General features: G+C 64.3%; 18 protein-coding genes and 1 other RNA gene. 7 read left to right on the top strand and 12 right to left on the bottom strand.

Annotated elements, in window-relative coordinates; all coding sequences use genetic code 11:
• Positions 1-11 precede the first annotated feature (11 nt).
• Positions 12-1,784, bottom strand: a complete 1,773-nt coding sequence (locus JKL45_RS04600; protein WP_201859938.1) for an acetolactate synthase 3 large subunit — start codon at positions 1,782-1,784, stop codon at positions 12-14.
• Positions 1,785-2,059: 275 nt separating this feature from the next.
• Between JKL45_RS04600 and JKL45_RS04595 the strand changes: the two genes are divergently transcribed.
• Positions 2,060-2,890, top strand: a complete 831-nt coding sequence (locus JKL45_RS04595) for an RMD1 family protein (RefSeq protein WP_201859937.1) — start codon at positions 2,060-2,062, stop codon at positions 2,888-2,890.
• Here the strand turns inward: JKL45_RS04595 and miaA are convergent.
• A complete protein-coding gene (gene miaA / locus JKL45_RS04590) occupies positions 2,847-3,800 on the bottom strand; it encodes a tRNA (adenosine(37)-N6)-dimethylallyltransferase MiaA (RefSeq protein WP_201859936.1) in 954 nt (317 codons plus the stop codon). The genes JKL45_RS04595 and miaA overlap by 44 nt on opposite strands.
• A gap of 15 nt (positions 3,801-3,815) precedes the next feature.
• On the opposite strand from miaA, the gene serB reads away from it, so the two are divergent.
• Positions 3,816-4,724 carry a phosphoserine phosphatase SerB gene (gene serB / locus JKL45_RS04585; RefSeq protein ID WP_201859935.1) on the top strand — a complete coding sequence of 303 codons (909 nt, stop codon included), beginning with the start codon at positions 3,816-3,818 and terminating at the stop codon, positions 4,722-4,724.
• Between the two features lie 81 nt (positions 4,725-4,805).
• Here serB and JKL45_RS04580 read toward each other — a convergent pair whose 3' ends face one another.
• The 8 genes from JKL45_RS04580 to JKL45_RS04545 form a co-directional block, all read right to left on the bottom strand.
• Entirely contained in the window at positions 4,806-6,332 is a 1,527-nt protein-coding gene (locus JKL45_RS04580) for a DegQ family serine endoprotease (RefSeq protein ID WP_201859934.1), read from the bottom strand.
• An 88-nt stretch (positions 6,333-6,420) separates the two neighbouring features.
• Complete coding sequence (locus JKL45_RS04575) at positions 6,421-6,612, bottom strand: DUF2065 domain-containing protein (protein WP_201859933.1); 192 nt, start codon at positions 6,610-6,612, stop codon at positions 6,421-6,423.
• Positions 6,613-6,621: 9 nt separating this feature from the next.
• Entirely contained in the window at positions 6,622-7,566 is a 945-nt protein-coding gene (gene hflC, locus JKL45_RS04570) for a protease modulator HflC (protein WP_201859932.1), read from the bottom strand.
• Entirely contained in the window at positions 7,563-8,708 is a 1,146-nt protein-coding gene (gene hflK, locus JKL45_RS04565; RefSeq protein ID WP_201859931.1) for an FtsH protease activity modulator HflK, read from the bottom strand. The genes hflC and hflK overlap by 4 nt, the downstream gene beginning before the upstream one ends.
• A gap of 138 nt (positions 8,709-8,846) precedes the next feature.
• Positions 8,847-9,359 (bottom strand): dihydrofolate reductase, encoded by a 513-nt coding sequence (locus tag JKL45_RS04560; protein ID WP_201859930.1) that lies wholly within the window; start codon positions 9,357-9,359, stop codon positions 8,847-8,849.
• Positions 9,356-9,838, bottom strand: coding sequence for a GNAT family N-acetyltransferase (locus JKL45_RS04555; RefSeq protein ID WP_201859929.1), 483 nt, complete (start codon positions 9,836-9,838; stop codon positions 9,356-9,358). The genes JKL45_RS04560 and JKL45_RS04555 overlap by 4 nt, the downstream gene beginning before the upstream one ends.
• A 36-nt stretch (positions 9,839-9,874) precedes the next feature.
• A complete protein-coding gene (locus JKL45_RS04550) occupies positions 9,875-10,180 on the bottom strand; it encodes a DUF2293 domain-containing protein (RefSeq protein ID WP_201859928.1) in 306 nt (101 codons plus the stop codon).
• Between the two features lie 5 nt (positions 10,181-10,185).
• Entirely contained in the window at positions 10,186-10,980 is a 795-nt protein-coding gene (locus JKL45_RS04545; protein ID WP_201859927.1) for a thymidylate synthase, read from the bottom strand.
• Positions 10,981-11,048: 68 nt separating this feature from the next.
• On the opposite strand from JKL45_RS04545, the gene ssrA reads away from it, so the two are divergent.
• Positions 11,049-11,405, top strand: a transfer-messenger RNA (tmRNA) gene (ssrA, locus tag JKL45_RS04540).
• A 23-nt stretch (positions 11,406-11,428) separates the two neighbouring features.
• The gene (locus tag JKL45_RS04535) at positions 11,429-12,025 is read left to right on the top strand and encodes an SspB family protein (protein ID WP_201859926.1); all 597 of its coding nucleotides are present in this window, start codon (positions 11,429-11,431) and stop codon (positions 12,023-12,025) included.
• Positions 12,026-12,035: 10 nt separating this feature from the next.
• Here the strand turns inward: JKL45_RS04535 and JKL45_RS04530 are convergent, their stop codons facing one another.
• Positions 12,036-13,451 carry a cytochrome P450 gene (locus JKL45_RS04530; RefSeq protein ID WP_201859925.1) on the bottom strand — a complete coding sequence of 472 codons (1,416 nt, stop codon included), beginning with the start codon at positions 13,449-13,451 and terminating at the stop codon, positions 12,036-12,038.
• Positions 13,452-13,540: 89 nt separating this feature from the next.
• Between JKL45_RS04530 and fumC the strand changes: the two genes are divergently transcribed.
• The 3 genes from fumC to JKL45_RS04515 are packed head-to-tail and all read left to right on the top strand — an operon-like array spanning position 13,541 to position 15,390.
• Entirely contained in the window at positions 13,541-14,935 is a 1,395-nt protein-coding gene (fumC, locus tag JKL45_RS04525) for a class II fumarate hydratase (protein ID WP_201859924.1), read from the top strand.
• 14 nt (positions 14,936-14,949) lie between these two features.
• Positions 14,950-15,138, top strand: coding sequence for a DUF4169 family protein (locus tag JKL45_RS04520; RefSeq protein ID WP_201859923.1), 189 nt, complete (start codon positions 14,950-14,952; stop codon positions 15,136-15,138).
• The gene (locus JKL45_RS04515) at positions 15,139-15,390 is read left to right on the top strand and encodes a ribbon-helix-helix domain-containing protein (protein WP_201859922.1); all 252 of its coding nucleotides are present in this window, start codon (positions 15,139-15,141) and stop codon (positions 15,388-15,390) included.
• On the opposite strand, the gene JKL45_RS04510 is transcribed toward JKL45_RS04515, so the two are convergent.
• On the bottom strand, positions 15,366-18,935 hold the full coding sequence (locus tag JKL45_RS04510) for an AsmA family protein (protein WP_201859921.1): 3,570 nt from the start codon (positions 18,933-18,935) through the stop codon (positions 15,366-15,368). The two genes, JKL45_RS04515 and JKL45_RS04510, sit on opposite strands and share 25 nt — an antisense overlap.
• Positions 18,936-18,948 lie beyond the last annotated feature (13 nt).

Here is an 18,948-nt window from a genome sequence, read left to right as displayed (position 1 = left end):
CACTTTCCAGATCAAACCAGCATCTTGCCCTTCTCGTCGATCACGGAGCCGATATCGGCTCCCGTCTCGCCGAGATAGTCGTTGAGCAGCATCTCGTTGTGGGCCTTGCCCGACGGGATCATCGGGAAGCAGTTCTCGGCCTTGTCGACGAGGCAGTCGAAAATCACCGGACGGTTCACGTTGATCATCTCGAGGATCTTGGCGTCGAGATCGCCCGGCTTGTCGCAGCGGATGCCGACGCCACCATAAGCCTCGGCGAGCTTCACGAAATCGGGCAGCGACTCGGAATAGCTGTGCGAGTAGCGGCCGCCATGCAGCAGTTCCTGCCACTGGCGCACCATGCCCATATACTCGTTGTTGAGGATGAACACCTTGATCGGCAGGTTGTACTGCAGGGCCGTGGACATTTCCTGCAGCATCATTTGGATCGAGGCTTCGCCGGCGATGTCGATGACCAGCGCGTCGGGATGCGCCAGCTGTGCGCCGACGGCGGCCGGCAGGCCGTAGCCCATAGTGCCGTGCCCGCCCGAAGTCATCCAGCGGTTTGGCTCCTCGAACTTGAAGTACTGGGCCGCCCACATCTGGTGCTGTCCCACTTCCGTGGTGATGTACGTCTTCCGGTCCTTCGTGAGCTCGTAGAGACGCTGGATCGCATATTGCGGCTTGATGGTCTCGTTCGAATTCCGGAAGCCGAGGCAGTTGCGAGCGCGCCAGCCTTCAATCTTGCCCCACCAATCCTTCAGCGCCACCTTGTCGGCCTGATGCGCATTCTGGCGCCACAGGCGTACCATGTCTTCCAGCACATGCGCACAATCGCCGACGATCGGGATGTCCACCTTGACGGTCTTGTTGATGGAGGACGGGTCGATGTCCACATGGATGCGCTTGGAGAAGGGCGAGAAGGCGTCGAGACGTCCCGTGATGCGGTCGTCGAAGCGTGCCCCGATATTGATCATCACGTCGCATTCATGCATCGCGAGATTGGCCTCGTAAGTGCCGTGCATGCCGAGCATGCCGAGCCACTGCGTGTCGGAGGCCGGATAGGCGCCGAGGCCCATCAAGGTCGAGGTGATCGGAAAGCCCGTGAGCCTCACGAGTTCGCGCAGCAGCGTCGCGGCATGCGGGCCGGAATTGACGACACCACCGCCCGTGTAGAAGACCGGGCGCTTGGCATTGGCCATCAGCTCGACGGCCGCGCGGATGTGCTCCATGTCGCCCTTCACGGTCGGGCGGTAGGTCTTGTGCTGATTGCTCAGGGGCCGCACATAGGAGCCGGTCTTGAACTGGATGTCCTTCGGCAGATCGACCACAACCGGACCCGGACGGCCATTCTGCGCCACGTAGAAAGCCTCGTGCAGAACGCGCGGCAGATCCTCGATGGATTTGACGAGATAGTTGTGCTTCGTGCAGTGGCGCGTGATGCCCACCGTGTCGCATTCCTGGAACGCGTCCGTGCCGATGAGATGAGTCGGCACCTGGCCGGTGATGCAGACCAGTGGGATCGAATCCATCATCGCGTCGGCAAGGCCTGTGATGGCATTCGTCGCGCCGGGGCCCGATGTCACCAGCACCACGCCAGGCTTGCCGGAGGAGCGGGCATAACCCTCAGCCGCGTGGACCGCGCCCTGCTCGTGACGGACGAGAACGTGCTGCACCTTGTCCTGGTGGAACAGGGCATCGTAGATGGGGAGTACCGCGCCGCCCGGATAGCCGAAAATATGCTCGACCCCCTGATCGTGCAGGGCTCGGATCACCATTTCGGCTCCGGTCATCGTCTCGCTCATGGTCTCGCTCCGTCGGTCTCTTCTGCTGTTTCTCAAGAAATCTGGGCAATAAAAAAGGCCCCTGAGGGGGCCTGTACGCCATCGCCGGACATACGGGTCAATCCCGCTCCGTCGATGGCGCTCGTACTACGAGAATAAGCTTGCGCATTGGGGCAGCTCTTCAATTCAAAAGTTGCGCAGACGCTAGACGATCCATTTCATTCGGTCAAGCGGGGGCAACTTGGCGGGAAGCGGCTTAGCTTTTAGATTAAGCCCCCTATTTTAGTCGTATGACTATGACCGACACCGTATCATCAACCGGGGCTCCGACGCAGAATCTGCGTCTCACGGCCCGCGCCCTCCTCTTAGGCGATCGCCTCGATGTCGCCGGGCTGGAGCGCAGCGACGTCCTGTCCACGACGCCCCTCGCCTTCCGAGCCGGACAGGACGGATTCGTAGCCCTCTTCCGCTACGGCGTGGCCGTTCTGGTCGGCCTCACGCCTCTGGAGGAGGACGAGGTTATCCGCAGCCTGCGCCAGCGGATTTCCGGCGAGTTCGCCCGTCATGAGGAAGAAACCGCCATTATCGAGATCTCGCCCGACCGGGACGACCAGATCCCTCCGGGTGGCCCGATCTACATCAAGCAGATGTCCACCGAGCGCCTGCTCGTCATCGCGGACGCCCTGTCCAAGAGCGCCACTCTCGCCCGGGACGAGCGGGAGGCCACGGCAGCCTTCGAGCTCGTCGAGCCCTCCGTTCAGCACCTTGCCGAACAGGGGCGCCGCCCCCGCGACCGCCGCAGGATCCTCAAGCAGGTCGGCCAAGCCCTCCTTGTCCGTCAGCGCATGTCCGGCGGCGTCGCCGTGGAGGAGAAGCCGGACGTCCTGTGGGACCGCCCGGACCTAGAACGTCTCTATGCCCGCCTCGAAGACGAGTACGAGTTGAAGGAGCGCGCCGCCGCGCTCCACCGCAAGCTGGAGGTGCTGGGCGATACGGCTCAGGCCCTGACCGATATCATCGACACCGAGCGGTCCTTACGCCTCGAACTGATCATCGTTCTCCTGATCGTGTTCGAGATCTTCATCACCTTCTATCAGATGGCAGTGGGCTATCTGACGGGCCATTGATGCGAGCCATCACGGCCTCGAAACCCTGCTCGGGCTCGACCCATTGCCAATCCGGCAGCTGATGACGAAACCAGGTGAACTGGCGCTTGGCATAGCGCCGCGTGTCCCCCTGCCCTTTGGCAATGGCCTCGTTGAGGGCGATCTCTCCGCGCAGGTACGCCAGCAGACCGGGCACGCCATGCGCCCGCATGGCCGGGAGCATGGGATCGAGGTTCCGCCGACCCAAGGCCTCTACCTCTTCGAGCGCCCCCTGCTCCATCATGGACTCAAACCGCCGGTCGATCCGCTGACGCAACTCATCCCGGTTCGGGGCGAGGAAGAGCTTGAGGACAGGGCGATCCGCCAGGGGGCCCGGTTCGCGGGCGCCATGGAATGACACAAGCGGACGGCCGGTCGCCGCGAAGATCTCAAGGGCCCGCTGCACGCGCAAGCGGTCGGAGGGACGCAAGGTCCGGGCCGTTTCGGGTTCGCGCTCGAGGAGAAGCCGGTGAAGCTCAGGCGTCTCCAATCCCTCGCTCTCCCGGCGCACCTGCTCGCGGACCTCCTCCGGAACAGGCGGCATGTCGGAGAGCCCCTCCGTCAGGGCTTTGAAGTAGAGGCCCGTGCCGCCCACGAAGATCGGCAGCTTACTGCCCTCAACCTCCTGCAGAACCTTGACGGCATCGGCCACATAGCGGCCTACGGAAAAGTTGGAGGCGGCATCCACATGGCCATAGAGCCGATGAGGCACCTGGGCTTCCTCGTCCGAAGTAGGACGGGCGGTGATCACCCGCAAGTCCCGGTAGACCTGCATGGAATCGGCATTGATCACCACGCCATCGAGAGCCTGAGCCAGCCTGATGCCCAGAGCGGACTTGCCTGATGCGGTCGGCCCTGCGATGAGAACCGCGCCGACCCGAACGTCACTCACAGCCAGGTCTCCCCAATGGCGTCACCTTCGAATTCCCTCGTCGCAACCCTGATCGCCAATCCATCCCAGCCGGCCGTCACCGACGAGATCGTGACCCGGGCGGCCCGGGCGCTTGGACAAGAGACGGAACAGGCCATTCTGGCAAGGGGGATCGCGGCGGATCTTGCAATATCCGGCGCGCAGGACATCAAAGCTATCGAGGCCGCATTGCGCCAAGCGCTGGACGGTCAGCCCATCGACATCGTCGTCCAGTCGTCAGCCCACCGGCGCAAGCGCCTTTTCCTGGCTGATATGGATTCCACCATGATCGGCCAGGAATGCATCGACGAACTCGCCGATTACGTGGGGCTGAAGGCGGAAGTGTCCGAGATCACCGAGCGCGCCATGCGCGGCGAGATCGCCTTCGAGCCGGCTCTGCGCGAGCGCGTAGCCCTGTTGAAGAACCTGCCCGTCAATGTGGTCGATGAGATCATCGAGAAGCGCATCACCCTCACACCCGGTGGAGCCGCGCTTGTGCGGACGATGCGGGCCAATGGTGCCTATACCTGCCTCGTCTCAGGTGGGTTCACGCTGTTCACCGGCCCCATCGGGGCGAAGATCGGCTTTCATGAGGATCGTTCGAACCATCTGATCCTGGAGGGCGAGAAGCTCGCCGGCCTTGTCGAAGAGCCGATCCTCGGTCGCGAGGCAAAACTTGCGACCTTGATCGAATTGCGCGCCCGCTTCGGTTTGGCCCCGCACGAGACGATGGCCGTGGGTGACGGCGCCAACGACCTCGCCATGCTGGGAGAGGCAGGCCTCGGCGTAGCCTTCCGGGCAAAGCCGGCCGTTGCAGCCGCGGCACATGCCCGGCTCGATCATGCAGACCTGTCGGCGCTGCTTTATGCGCAGGGATACGACGCCGGCGAGATCGTGCAGGAATAAGCCAAGGCTGTTCCGAGACATCCCTGAAAACAAGAAAGGCGGCCCTGGAGCCGCCTTCCTGTTTGTCGATCTCAGATCGGATTACTCGATGGACAGGGCCACGAAGCGGACCTCGCCCTGAGCGTTCGCCACCAGAAGCAGGGCCGACTTACGGTTCTGCGCCTTGAGGTCGTCGATCTTCTTGGTCACATCGGCCGGGTTGGAGACCGGCTCCTGGTTGACCTCGACGATCACCTCACCGGCCTGGATCCGCTTGTCGGACGCGGCCGAGTTCGGGTCGACACGGGTGATCACCACGCCCTTCAGGTCATCCTTCAGGCTGAAGCGCCGGCGCAGCTCGTCCGTCATGCCGGACATGTTGAGGCCAAGAGCCTGGCGGGTTGCCGTCGGAGGTTCGGTCGAGGGCTGCTGCAGGCTGGCCTGCTTCTCGGTGTCTTCCAGACGTCCCAAGGTCACCTGCCGGGTGATCTCCTGACCCTTGCGGATGATCGTCACGTCAACCGCCTTGCCAACGGGCGAGGAGGCAACGATCCGGGGCAGGTCACGGGAATCCTTCACCTCCCGGCCGTCGAAGCGAACGATTACGTCGCCAACTTCGATGCCGGCGGGCTTCGCCGGTCCCTTGTCGTCGATGCCGGCCACGAGCGCGCCGCGTGCCGTACCGAGATTCAAGGCCTCGGCGGTGGGATCGTCCACGTTCTGGATGCGTACGCCGAGCCAGCCGCGGCGGGTCTCGCCGAACTGGCGCAGCTGATCGATGATCGGCACCGCAGTAGACGCGGGAACCGCGAAGCCGATGCCCACCGAGCCGCCGGTGGGAGAGAGGATCGCCGTATTGATGCCGATGACCTCGCCATTCATGTTGAAGAGCGGACCGCCGGAATTGCCCTTGTTGATGGAGGCATCCGTCTGAATGTAATTGTCGTAGGGACCGGACTCGATGTTCCGGCCGCGGGCCGACACGATGCCGGCCGTCACGGAGCCGCCAAGGCCGAAGGGATTGCCGATCGCCATCACCCAGTCGCCCGCGCGAATGGTCTCGGAATCACCGAACTTCACCGCCTTGAGGGGCTTGTCGGACTTCACCTTCAGGACGGCCAGATCGACCTTGGAATCCTTGCCGACGATTTCCGCCTTCAGGCGCGTGCCATCGGGGAAGATCACGCTGATGTCGTTGGCATCGCCGATCACGTGATTGTTGGTCACCACGATGCCGGACGGATCGATCACGAAGCCGGAGCCGAGAGAATTCGAGCTGCGCGGACGCGAGGGTGAATTCTCGCCACCGGGGCTGCCAGGGCCACCACCCTGGCCACGGCGGTTGAAGAACTCCTCAAAGAGATCCTCAAAAGGCGTGCCGGGCGGCAGCTGCGGCAGGGTGCGATTGCGCGCCTCAACCGTGGTCGAGGCCGAGATGTTGACCACGGCGCCCGTGACCTCGTCGGCCAGATCGGCAAAGGACTCAGGGGCTGAACGGGCATAGACCGGCAGCGGCATCGCTGTCGCGACCAAGGTCAGGACCGCGAAGCAGTACGCAGCAAGCCGGCGCAGGGGACGCTGGGGCAGCACTGCCTTGGAAGGCGCCAGCGCGTTCGTGGCTATGTTCATCGACAATCCTCTTTCGGAGTTTGTGCATATAGATTGGCGCTTGGCTCCGGCATTCAAGCAGCCATCGCGCCGCAAGCGGGGGCTCTGTCTATCCGAACTGACGCACAAGCCAGATCACCCCGAGGCCGAGCACCGCCGAAATGATGCCGACGATCCGCATCTGGTCGCTCGGGCTGTGAGCGGCCTCGTACATGGCCCGGCGCATCCCGTCCGGGAAGGCCGCAAATAGAATGCCCTCGACCGCGAGAGCGAGGCCGAGGGCTGAAATCAAGTCCAACATCAGGCAGGCTTATTGGGCTGGAGCCGGCTGAGCCGGCGCTGGCTGAGCAGGGGCCGGTCGGGCTGGGGAGGCTCCGCGACCGCGCTGACCCGTCGGATCATTGAAATAGCGGAAGAAATCGGAATCCGGGCTCAACACGAGGCGGGTGTCGCCCGCCTTCAAACCGGTCTCATAAGCCTGCATGGACCGGTAGAAGGAGAAGAATTCCGGATCCTGCCCGAATGCTTCGGCGAGGATGCGGTTGCGGTCCGCATCGCCCTGACCGCGCAGTTCCTCAGCCTGTCGATTGGCCTCAGCGCGGATCACGGTCGCCTCGCGTTCGGCACGGGCCCGGATCGTCTGGGCCTGCTGCTGACCGTTGGCCCGGATATCGGCCGCTTCGCGCTCACGCTCGGTGCGCATCCGCTGATACACCGCCTGGCTGTTCGCAGCCGGCAGATCGACCCGTGTCAGGCGCACGTCGATCATCTCGATACCGAGACTTCCCGCCTGCCGGTTCACATCATCCTGGATGCGATTCATCAGGACGGAACGCTCGGTGCGCACGATGGCATCGCGCGAGGCGCTGGCCAGAACGTTACGCATGGCTGAGTTCGTGAAGCTCTGCAGTCGCTGGTTCGCCAGAGCAACATTGCCGACAGCCTGATAGAACCGCAGTGGATCAATGATCCGGTAGCGGGTGAAGGCATCGACCTCCAGATTCTGCCGGTCAGCCGACAGAAGGGTCTGGACCGGCAGGTCGAGATCGAGCACCCGCTTCTCGAAATAGGTGACGTTGTCGACCAGCGGCAGCTTGAACTTCAAGCCGGGTTCCGAGATGGCGGATTGCACCGCACCGAAGCGCAGCACCAGCGCGTACTGGGTTTGCTGCACGATGAAGATCGAGCTGTAGAGAACGATGGCGATCAGGCCCAACAGGATCAGGAGGCCCGTGCGAAGAGTCGAGCCGTTCATCGGGTAGCTCCCTGCGGGTTAGCTGCGTTGCCCTGGGGCTGCGTGCGTTGCTGCATCTGGTTGAGCGGCAGGAAGGGCACCACACCCTGACCGTTCTGGTCGACGATGATCTTGTCGACGCCGCCGTAAACGCGCTCCATGGTCTCGATGAAGATTCGCTCGCGGCTGACATCCGGAGCCTTGCGGTACTCCTCATAGACCTGGCGGAAACGAGCAGCCTGACCGCTCGCATCAGCCACCGCCTGCTCACGATAGCCTTCTGCCTGCTGAATGGTGCGAGCAGCCTCGCCTCGAGATTCCGGAACAACGCGGCTGGCGAAGGCGCCTGCCTCGTTCTGCACGCGCACCGCATCCTGCTGAGCGGCGTTGACGTCGTAGAAGGCCTGCTGGACTTCCGACGGCGGCCTGACCGCCTGGAGCTGGACTACGTTGATCAGCACGCCGGCGCCATAGGCATCCAGGGCTTCCTGCATGATCTCGCGCACCTCCTGGGCAACGCTCGCCTGCTCGGTGGTGAGAATGGCCTGGATGTTGCGGCGGCCGATGACCTCGCGCATGGCGCTCTCAGCCACCGACTTGATGGTGCCGTCAGGGTTCTGCAGGTTGAATACGTAATCCTGCGGACGGGCCGGATTGATCTGCCACACGGCATCGAAATCGATATCGACGATGTTCTCGTCGGCGGTGAGCATCAGGCTCTCTTCGATCACGTCGCGCGCACGACCCTGGCCTGTCGGGGTGGAGCGATATCCCACTTCGACCCGCTGCTGGGCGGTAACGTTAGGCTTCATCACGCGGCCGATCGGGTAAGGCAGGTTGTAGCGCAGGCCCTCGCCCGACGTTCCCGTATAGCTGCCGAAGATCATGTTGATACCGACCTCGTTGGGTCGGACCGTGTAGAAGCCGGTGAGCAGCCAGACGGCGATGACGCCCAGGACGAGAACGATCAGACCCCGGCCTCCCATGGAGCCGCCAGGGATGAAGTTCTTCAGCCGGTCCTGACTGCGGCGCAGGATATCTTCAAGATCCGGAGGATTGCCGTTCCCCTGCGGGCCGCCCGAACCCCATGGGCTCTTGCCGCCTCCCGATCCGCCGCGCTGCCCCCAGGGGCCACCGCCGCCGCTTTGGTTACTCCAAGGCATAGGACGCCTTTCCTCACTTACGAAGAGACCGGCCGGGACGGCCGATAAGAAACTTGAGACGGTTGTGGGTGTTGCCTCTTCCGCCTGTCAAGCCTGCGAATTGGGGATTCTGAACCGCTTCGTCAACCGTGAGTCGGCTCAACGGCGTCTTTCGAGATCAATAAAGGTAAATGGATGCTCGTCATCCGGTCCTTTCGGATGGTCCTCGCGCTTGACCTCGCGAAAGTGTGACCGGTCGAAGGATGGAAAGACCGCGTCGCCCTCGGGCGCCGTATGGACCTGCGTCAGGAAGAGAGTCTGCACATGCGGCAGGGCCAGCCCATAGATCTCCGCCCCACCGGCCACGGCGACCGCCTCGGCTCCCGCCCTGACCGCGAGTTCTTCCCCTTTGGCCACAGCCTCTTCCCACGTGTGGACCACATGCACCCCCTCGGCAGAAAACCCTTCGTCGCGGGTCAGCACGATGGTCTCCCGGCCCGGCAGCGGCTTGCCGATCGATTGAAACGTCTTGCGTCCCATGATCATCGGCTTGCCCATGGTGAGGCGGCGAAAGCGTCCCATGTCGGTCTTGATCCGCCAGAGCAGGCGGTTGTCCCGCCCGATGACGCCATTCTCGGCCATCGCGACCACAAGGATGAGGGGAATGGTCATGGCTCCTCCGCCAGTCGTTGCAGGGCCTCGCCCGTCACCCGCTGAACCGTCCACTCGTCCATCGGAACCGCCCCGATCGAACGGTAGACCTTGAGCGCCGGCTCGTTCCAATCGAGCACCCACCATTCGAGGCGTGCCAGCCCTTCTGCTAGGCACCGGCCGGCCAGATGCCGCAACAGGGCCCGGCCGATCCCCTTGGAGCGCAGTTCCGGTTTCACGAAGAGATCCTCAAGATAGATCCCGTGGCGCCCGCGAAAGGTGGAGAAGTTATAGAACCATAGGGCAAAGCCAGCAGGCTCGCCGCCCCATTCAGCGATATCGGCAAAGACGCGCGGGTTGGGGCCGAAGAGCGCCTTCGCGATGTCAGCCTCCGTCGCATCGACCTCATGCGCCAGCCGTTCATACTCGGCAAGTTCCCGGATGAAACGGAAGATGAGCGAAGCGTCGGGTGGCTCGGCTTTACGGATCGAGAGGGTCATGATGCCTTGTGACGATTATCCGATGAACTGTCGAGCTTATTCCGTTTCATCCTCAACCTGAACGCGCCGCGGCGAACCCCACTCCTCCAGGACAGCGTTCATATCGTCTAGCACGAAGAACCGGGCGCTCTCCTGATCGTATCCATCGTCCAGAAGACTGTCGTAATCCGTCAGCCGGTGGCGGATATAGGCGGTGAGGGACAGCCAGGCCGCTGCCTCAGGCGCGGCGCCGTACAGGCCGCGGCTGCCAAGCGCGTGGTCCGTCACGGCCTCGAACTCGTGCCGGGGAATGCGCGGAGCGAGGATGCGGACGGCGCTCTCGATGACCTCGCGCCGATTCATGATTGTCAGACCGCGACGGGAGCCTTGATGGCCGGGTGCGGGTCGTAATCCTCGATGGCGATGTCGTCGTAGGTGAAGTCGAACAGTGACCGCACGGACGGGTTGAGCCGCAGCTTCGGCAGGGACTTCGGCTCCCGGGAGAGCTGAAGGCGGGCCTGCTCCAGGTGGTTGAGATAGAGGTGCGCGTCGCCGAAGGAATGGACGAAGTCGCCGGGCTGCAGGCCTGTCGCCTGCGCCATCATATGGGTGAGAAGCGCATAGGACGCGATGTTGAAGGGGACCCCTAAGAACACGTCCGCCGAGCGCTGATAGAGTTGGCAGGAGAGCCGCCCTTCCGCGACGTAGAACTGGAACAGGCAATGGCATGGCGCCAGCGCCATCTTGTCGAGCTCGGCCGGGTTCCAGGCGGAGACGATGAGGCGGCGGCTGTCCGGATTGCGGCGGATCTCGTCGAGAACCCAGCGGATCTGGTCGACCGTGCCGCCATCGGGCTTGGCCCAGGAGCGCCACTGCTTGCCGTAGACAGGACCGAGGTCCCCGTTCTCATCGGCCCACTCGTCCCAGATCGAAACACCGTTCTCCTTCAGGTAGCAGATATTGGTGTCGCCTTTCAGGAACCAGAGCAACTCGTGGATGATGGAGCGCAGGTGCAGCTTCTTCGTGGTGACGAGCGGAAAACCCTCGCTGAGATCGAAGCGCATCTGGTGGCCGAATACGGAAATGGTGCCCGTTCCGGTCCGGTCGTCCTTGCGGACGCCCTCGTCCATGATGCGGCGGATGAGATCGTGATAGGCCTGCATGCGGTACTCCTCACCTCATTATAGGTCAGGCGGTTTGCCCCTCCGAGTCGCAATTCAATCCCATCCCCACTCTTTCAAAATCCGTCCAGCCTGCCTATATTGAGGGTGCCGGTCGAAAGATCGGCTATGGCGATAAACGGCTATCGAAATAAACCCATCGGACCCGGGGGCGGTACCCGGCGCCTCCACCAAGACCCAGGCAGGATCTGGCTTTCGGCGGGGGCGAAATAGGATCGACGAGGGCGTAAAGGGTAGACTTTCGCTCGGCATGGTTCCGCCGTTATCGGGCCGAATCTATAGTTGCCAACGACAACTATGCTCCGGTTGCAGTGGCTGCGTAAGCGGTCCCTAACACCGAATCAAAGCCCTTGCGGTTAGCACCGTAAGGCGGGGTCCGGAGGCGCCTGGCAACAGAAGCCTCCACTTTTGTTTCTGCAAGGGCTCGCTTATGGCCGGTGGTAAAGACCTGATCCGCTACGATCTTCTGGTGCAGGACGCCCTCAAGGGTGTCGTGCGCAAAGTGCTGATCGATGCCAAGGACGGGCTTCCGGGCGAGCACCATTTCTACATCTCCTTCCAGACGGATTTTCCCGGCGTTCGCCTCTCGAACCGCCTGCGCGAAAAGTACCCGCAGGAAATGACCATCGTCCTCCAGCATCAGTACTGGGACCTCAACGTGACGGAGCACACCTTCGAGGTGGGGCTCTCCTTTTCCGGGATCCCGGAGCGGCTGCTCATCCCATTCGATGCGCTCACCGGTTTCTTCGATCCGTCCGTGCAATTCGGCCTGAAGTTCGACAGCCAGGACGAGGATGAGGAGGAAGCGCCCGAGGCCGCACCGGCACCTCAGCCTGTGCGTGGTGCATCGTCGGAGCCCGTGGAACTGAAGCAGCCCCGCAAGGCGCTGCCCGCAACGGAAAAGCCGGCAGCGGCGGCTCCCAAGGCCGAACAGGCGGAGGCGCCTGCGGAGCAGGCTCCCGAGTCCGATCCCGCCTCAGGCACCGCCGAGGTCGTCAGCCTCGATGCGTTCCGCAAGAAGAACTAAGCCCCTTCCTTCACGCCTCGACCAAAGCATCTTCGCGCACGCGCTGCGTCACACGCATGGGCAGGCCGCCGCCCGGCCTCAGGGTGATGCGCTGAACGGGTTCCACAGCGTGCCCCTCCACGAGGTCGAGCCGCATGGAACGGGCGATGGTCGCCAGCACGATCACGGCCTCCTGCAGCGAGAAGCTCGCGCCGATGCAGACCCGCGGGCCCGCTCCGAAGGGCAGATAGGCAAAGCGGTCGATCTGCTTGCGGTTTTCCGGCAGGAAGCGCTCGGGCCGGAAGGCATCGGGCTCGTCCCAAAGCTTCCGATGACGGTGCAGCACATAAGGCGAGATCGCCACCATGGAGTCTGCCGGTATGTCCACATCCCCGATCCGATCATCCGCGATGGCGGTGCGGCTCATGTAAGGGGCAGGCGGATAGAGCCGGACCGCTTCGTCGATCACCGCACGGGTATAGACGAGCCGCTCCAGGTGACTAGGCTCGATAGGCCCCTCCCCCAGCACCTCGTCCACCTCCTGCTCGACCCGGGCCCGGGCGCGTTCGTCCTGAGAGAGGAGGTAAAGCGACCAGGACAGGGCATTGGCCGTGGTCTCGTGGCCGGCGCCGATGAAGGTGACGATGTTCGTCCGCACTTCGATATCGCTGAGACCCTTGCCGGTCTCGGGGTCCGCCGCTTCCAGCAGCAGGGTAAGCAGGTCGCGGGGAGCAAGCTCCCCGCTGGTGAGCAGTGCCTTGCGGGCGTCGATCAGCGCGTTGACGGTCTCCTCGAAGAACTGGATCGACGGCCGCGCCCGCAGGCGCCCGATCCTGGGCACCCAGTCCGGAAAGCCGAAGATGTCGAGCGGATCGACGCGGCCGATGGAGTTGAAATAGCGGGTGATCGCCCGCCCGAGGGCATCCGGGTCCTTCGGCACCCCTTGGGTGAAGATGGTCCGCTCCAGTACGTCGAGGGTGACCCGGGTCATGTCGAGAGCCGCATCGACCACGCGCCCGTCGGGCCGCCTCTGCCACCGCCTGACCAGACGGTCCGCTGCCTCCACCATGGCCGGGAAGAAGCTTGTGACCGTGCGGGGAGTGAAGAGCGGTGCAAGGGTGCGGCGCTGGAGCCGCCACTCGTCGCCCTCCGCCGTCACGAGACCGCGTCCCAACCCTGGTGCCAGGATCCGGATCTGCAGGTCGTCCTTGCGGTAGTTGGCAGCATTGTCCACGAGGATATGGCGAATGGCGGCAGGATCGCTCACCACGGTCATGCGTCCCATGGCGCCGTCGCCCGTGACGAACGGCTCCTCGAAATGCGCCTCCATCCACATATTCAGAGGGTTCTCGCGAACCATGCGCAGGAACGCCACCATGCCGAGAAGCTCGGTGCGGGGCTTGGGGTGAGGCGGGCGGAAAAGGGGCGTTTCCAGGGTGTCGCTCATGCGAATTTCCAAGGCCTCCATGCGCGTTCGACGGTTGCGAGCGCCATCATTTGAGATAAGAACACGCAACTCCATCGAAAGAGGTCAGGATGTCGCCCTCCACCCGCATCGAAACAGATACCTTCGGCCCCATCGACGTTCCCGCCGACAAGTTCTGGGGTGCCCAGACGCAGCGTTCCCTCCAGAATTTCCGCATCGGCACGGACCGGATGCCGCTGCCTCTGGTCCATGCGCTGGCCATCGTGAAGCAGGCGGCCGCCCTTGTGAACAAGGATCTGGGCAAGCTGGAGCCGCGCCTGGCCGACGCCATTGCGGCAGCCGCCGCCGATGTGGTGCAGGGCAAGTACGATGGCGAGTTCCCGCTTGTGGTCTACCAGACCGGCTCGGGCACCCAGTCCAACATGAACATGAACGAGGTTCTCTCGAACCTCGCCATCGAGCGCCTCGGCGGCGAGCGCGGCAGCAAGAAGCCGGTTCACCCGAACGATCACGTGAACATGGGCCAGTCGTCCAACGACTCGTTTCCCACCGCCATGCACATTGCGGTCGCCCGCGAGGTCCATGATCGGCTGATCCCCGGCCTCAAGCACCTTCTAAAGGCGCTGGAAGCCAAGCAGGAAGCCTTCAAGGATATCGTCAAGATCGGCCGCACGCACCTGCAGGACGCAACCCCGGTGACCCTCGGCCAGGAGTTCTCCGGCTACGCCGCACAGGTGCGCCTCGGCATCGCCCGCATCGAAGCGACCCTTCCGGGCATCTATGCCCTGGCCCAGGGCGGCACCGCCGTCGGCACCGGCCTGAATGCCCATCCCGAGTTTGCGGACCGCTTCGCCGCGAAGGTCATGGAGCTCACGGCGCTGCCCTTCACCTCGGCGGCCAACAAGTTCGAGGCGCTGGCCTCGAAGGATGCCCTCGTCTTCACTCATGGCGCCCTGGCGAGCTTGGCTGCCGGCCTGTTCAAGATCGCCAACGATATCCGCCTGATGGGCTCGGGCCCGCGCTCCGGCATCGGCGAGATCTCCCTACCTGAGAACGAGCCTGGCTCGTCGATCATGCCCGGCAAGGTCAACCCGACCCAGGCCGAGGCCATGACGATGCTGTGCTGCCAGGTGGCCGGCAACCAGACGACGGTTACCTTCGCGGGCAGCCAGGGCCATTTCGAGCTCAACGTGTTCAAGCCGGTGATCGTGAATGCCGTGCTGCAGTCGATCCGCCTGTTGGCGGACGGCGCCGTCAGCTTCACGGACAACTGCGTCGTCGGCATCGAGCCGAACAAGGACCGCCTCAAGGAGCTGATGGAGCGTTCGCTCATGCTCGTAACGGCCCTGGCTCCGACCATCGGCTACGACAAGGCGGCGGCCATCGCGAAGTCAGCGCACAAGAACGGCACGACGCTCAAGGAAGAGGCCCTCAAGGCCGGGGTATCGTCAGAGGACTTCGACGCCGTCGTTCGCCCTGAGACGATGCTGCAACCGGGCGAATAGGCCGTACAGGCGCCATGGCTGAGATCATCAATCTGCGCCAGGCGCGTAAGAACAAGGCGCGGGCCGACAAGGAGGCCCGCGCCGAACAAAACCGCGTCAGCTTCGGTCGCACCAAGGCTGAGAAGACGTTGACGAAGGCCGAGCAGGATCTGGCGAAGAGCCGCCTCGAAGGCCACAAGCGCGACCCAGACGAGACGCCGTGAATGGGCTTTGCCGTTCTCAAACGCTCCGTCTCCATCGCCGGTCACCGGACGAGCATCTCGCTTGAGGAGCCTTTCTGGGAAGGTTTGAGAGAGATTGCCGAGCGGGAAAACCGCTCCGTTCAGTCTCTGATCGGGCGCATCGATGCGGAACGCGGCGAGCAGAATCTGTCCTCGGCCATTCGCGTCTTCGTTCTCAATGATTTGCGGAACCGGCTGGAAGCCGCCGATCAGCGTACCGGCGGGGCTCCATAGACCGACGGTGGGGGAGCCACTTCGACCGGTGGGTTGAGAGGCGGCAGGGAAGTCTGCGACGGAGCCGGCTCGGCCTCCTCCGTTTGTCTCCGCTGCTCCGACTGCAGCCGTTCAGCCTCCCGGCGTGCCCGTTCCGCCTCGGCCCGGGCCCTCGCCTGCCGGAGTGCTTCCTCTTCAGCCGCCCTCACCCTCTGACGCTCAGCCTCGCGCTGCGCATCGATCTGGCGCTGGCGCTCCGCTGCTGCACGCTCGAACGCTTCGATTTTTTCCAGCTCCCGCTTGAGCACGATGGCGGCCAGCCCGTTGCGGAACGGCCCGGCATCGATCTGGCGAACGGGAGCCGTCAGGGAGCCCTGCCAGTTCAAGCCGATCGACGGCGGGGCGCCGACCCATTCGGCCGGCGCCGTCTTGGCCGTGAGAGCCCCGCGGGCATCAAACTGGAGAGTCTTCAGGTCGTAGGTGATGCCGCCCTGCCAGATGGCGGGGCCGCTCTCGGCCACGAAGGGCGAGAGCCGCAGCACCCCGCTCACGAGGGCCGCCGAGGTCCGAACCAGGCTTGTGTTGAAGGGCGCGCGCCCAAGCTCCATGCCGAGAACCGCCTCCGCCTTGCCCTCGACCAGCGGGTCGCTTTCCGCGAGCGAGCGCTTGAGGGCGCGGTCGAAGACATTTGGGTCTGCTGCGGGGATGCGCAGATTGATGACCTGCCAGTCGCCGGCGCCCCCGAGATTGGCGACAAGTTCCGAGAGGCTTGAGCCGGCCGCACCGAAACGGAGCGGACCGGAGAGAATGGCCTCGAAAGGCGAGGAGCCCGTCAGTGCCCAGAGGGGCACCCGGTCCAGCGCTCCCTCACCCACGATGGTGGCAACCGCTCCCTGCCGGGTGATCGTCGTCGTACCCATGATCCTGCCTGAGCCGATTGTCGCCTCGAGGTTTCGGATGGAAATCCCGTCCGACTGCGCACCGACGACGAACGCAGCCCGTTTTGCCTGGAGGCCGCGGCCGAGCTCGAGCGTCCCTACCCGGAAGGTGACTTGGCCGCCGGAGACAAGACGTCCGCTCTGGCCGAACTGGGCTGTGGACCAGATCGCGTTCGTGCTTTGATCGCCCGGTACGTTGAGCGCCAGCGCGGCTGCGAGCCACGGCATGGAAAGGCGGCCCAGGGAGACATCGCCGCTGATCTCGGAACGGGAGGGGGCTACAAGACGCGCCTGCACGGGGTCGTTGGAGACCTTGGCGTTGATATCGAGGAGGGTCGCCCCGCGCTCCCGGCCGAGGGTCACCCGCCCGTTCACCGGCACGGGCGGGGCGACGCCTGCCCCATCGCCGAGCAGGCGCAGGAAGGGTGTGACGTCGGGGGTTGCGAGCTCGACTTCGCCGCTGTCCACCACGTCGTCGCCCTCGCTCAGGGCAAACGGTTTCGTGGTCGCCACCTTCAAGCCGGCGACATCCCCGGTGAGGGTAACGCTGAACCGGCCGGAGCCGGCGCGGGAGCCACGGAGATCGATCCTGGAAGGCTGGTTGAGGCCGGCCATGTTCGGTCGATTGACCCAGCGTCCGGTGTTGTCGCTCGAGAGGCTGAGGGTCAGGCTCTCGGTGCGCCCGTCGATGGATTCGACCTGTCCCTCGAAGGGTCCATTGGCCATGCGGCCGGTGGCCGTGGTGCGCAGCCGCAGCTCGGTCGAGCCGGGCGCAGGCGCCACCCGCTCGGACGCGACGTCGAGATCAAGCGCCCCTTCGCGGACGAAGGGCGGCACGAGCTTCGAAATTCCGCCAATCCAGACGCTTCCCAGAAGATCGATCAGGGGATCGGCACGCTGGGCTGTGACCTTGCCCGAAATTCGGCCCGAGCCATCCGGCGCGATCCGTCCGCGCACTCGGGCATTGGCGCCTGCGACATCCACGATGTCGAGGGTCTCGACCAGCAGCGCCGGCCCGTCGGAGAGGATACGCGCCGTGATCCGCCCGGTTGCCGGGCTCTTGCCGGCGCTGACCCCGCGGGCATCCAGGATGAAACCGACATCGAGGTTTTCGGTCGCCTGGAACACGCTCGAGACCTGGGGCAGATCGTTGAGGTTCAGGCCTTGAAGGGCAACCTGTGCCTCAAGCTTGCCGCGCTCGTTCGCCTCCGGGGCCGTGTAGCGGACATTACCGGTGAGCGTGGACTCGCCCATCTTCAGCCGCAGCCGGTTGAAGGAGAGGACCGGGTTCGAGAACGCGACCTCGGAGGAGAGCTCCACGGGGCGCCCGTCCAGGGCCGTCAGCAGCGGCGAGTTCAGGCGGATCTTGGCCAAGTAGCGCGCGAGACGGTCGGACTGGTTGGAAGCCAACGCCACCTTGCCGTTGATGCCGCCCCTGGTGGTCAGCCCGAGCTGACCTTCGAGTGCCACCTTCGTGTCGCCTGGGGCTGTGAACTCGATCCGGTCCAACGTGGCTCGGCCTGTATCGAGCGACAGGCGCAGATTGGCATTCGTCAGATCCTCCTGGCCCAGGCCGATGCTGTCGATCTTGAGATCCAGATCGATGGGCACCCGGATCAGCGGCAGGGACCATTGCTGCAGGCGGCTCGCGAAGTCCTGCCCATTGCCGGAGAGGATGAAGCTGTCCGCATCGAGCCTGCGCCCTTCGAGACGCAACGATATGCGGGGATCGTTGAGTCCGACCCTGCCCTCGCCGGTCATGCGCAGGCTCGCCCCGCCCTCGCCCGCTTCCACGCTGACGGGGCTGAGCTCGACCGCGCCTGGTACCGTCTTGAACTCAGTCTCGACCACGATCGGGATAGGGATGCCGGCTGCGGCGAGCTGTGCCGGGGGACCGAACAGGATCTTGGCCTTGCCCGAGACGTTCGGGGTCGCAGCCTCGCCGGCGCCTTCGCTCAATCCCAGTCGGGCATCGAGATCGAACCGCGGATAGATGTCGCCTCCACCCGAGAGCTTGACCTGAACGGTTTTGTCCTCGGCCAACTCCCCCGTCACGAGCCGGAAAGGAACGCCAGACGTCGTCCCCTCGACGCGCCAGGGGCCGATGAGCTTCTGGCCCTCGATAAGCACGTTCTCCGCGAAAGCTTGATTGGTGCGACCGGTGCTGGCGTTCCGCGTAGTCACGAGGAGCTGGCCGACGGACAGGTTCTCGATGGCCCATTCCCGCGCCCGGCCGCTGCCCGAAACCAGCTCCGGCGGCAGGCGCCACTCGCCGTCCCCAGAGACCGGGACGCGGATATCGGCGCGCCCCACGCGGGTTTCCGTGAAACGCACCTCGCCCCGCAGAAGGGGGGTAAGAGCAACCTCCGCCCAGACGTTGTCGGCGGTCAGAACCGGCGAGTCCGGCGTTTTCCCGCCAAGCCTCAGCCGGTCGAGGATGATCCGTGGCTCGGGCAGGAGGCGGATGCCGATTCCGCCCTCGGTCTGGGCCTCCGTTCCCGACGCGCGCGCGATCATCTGGTCGATCGTCTCGCGGTGGTCCTCCCATGAAACGAAGGGAGGCACCGCCACGGCGATTGCCAGGATCAGGATCACGATGGATGCGATGATCGTCAGGATATCGCGCAAGAAGCCGCCTTTT

It is taken from the genome of Microvirga soli, from assembly GCF_016734765.1.
GTDB lineage: Bacteria > Pseudomonadota > Alphaproteobacteria > Rhizobiales > Beijerinckiaceae > Microvirga > Microvirga soli.
Note: the sequence above shows the minus strand (reverse complement) of the source record. Positions and strands in the feature narration are given on the sequence as shown.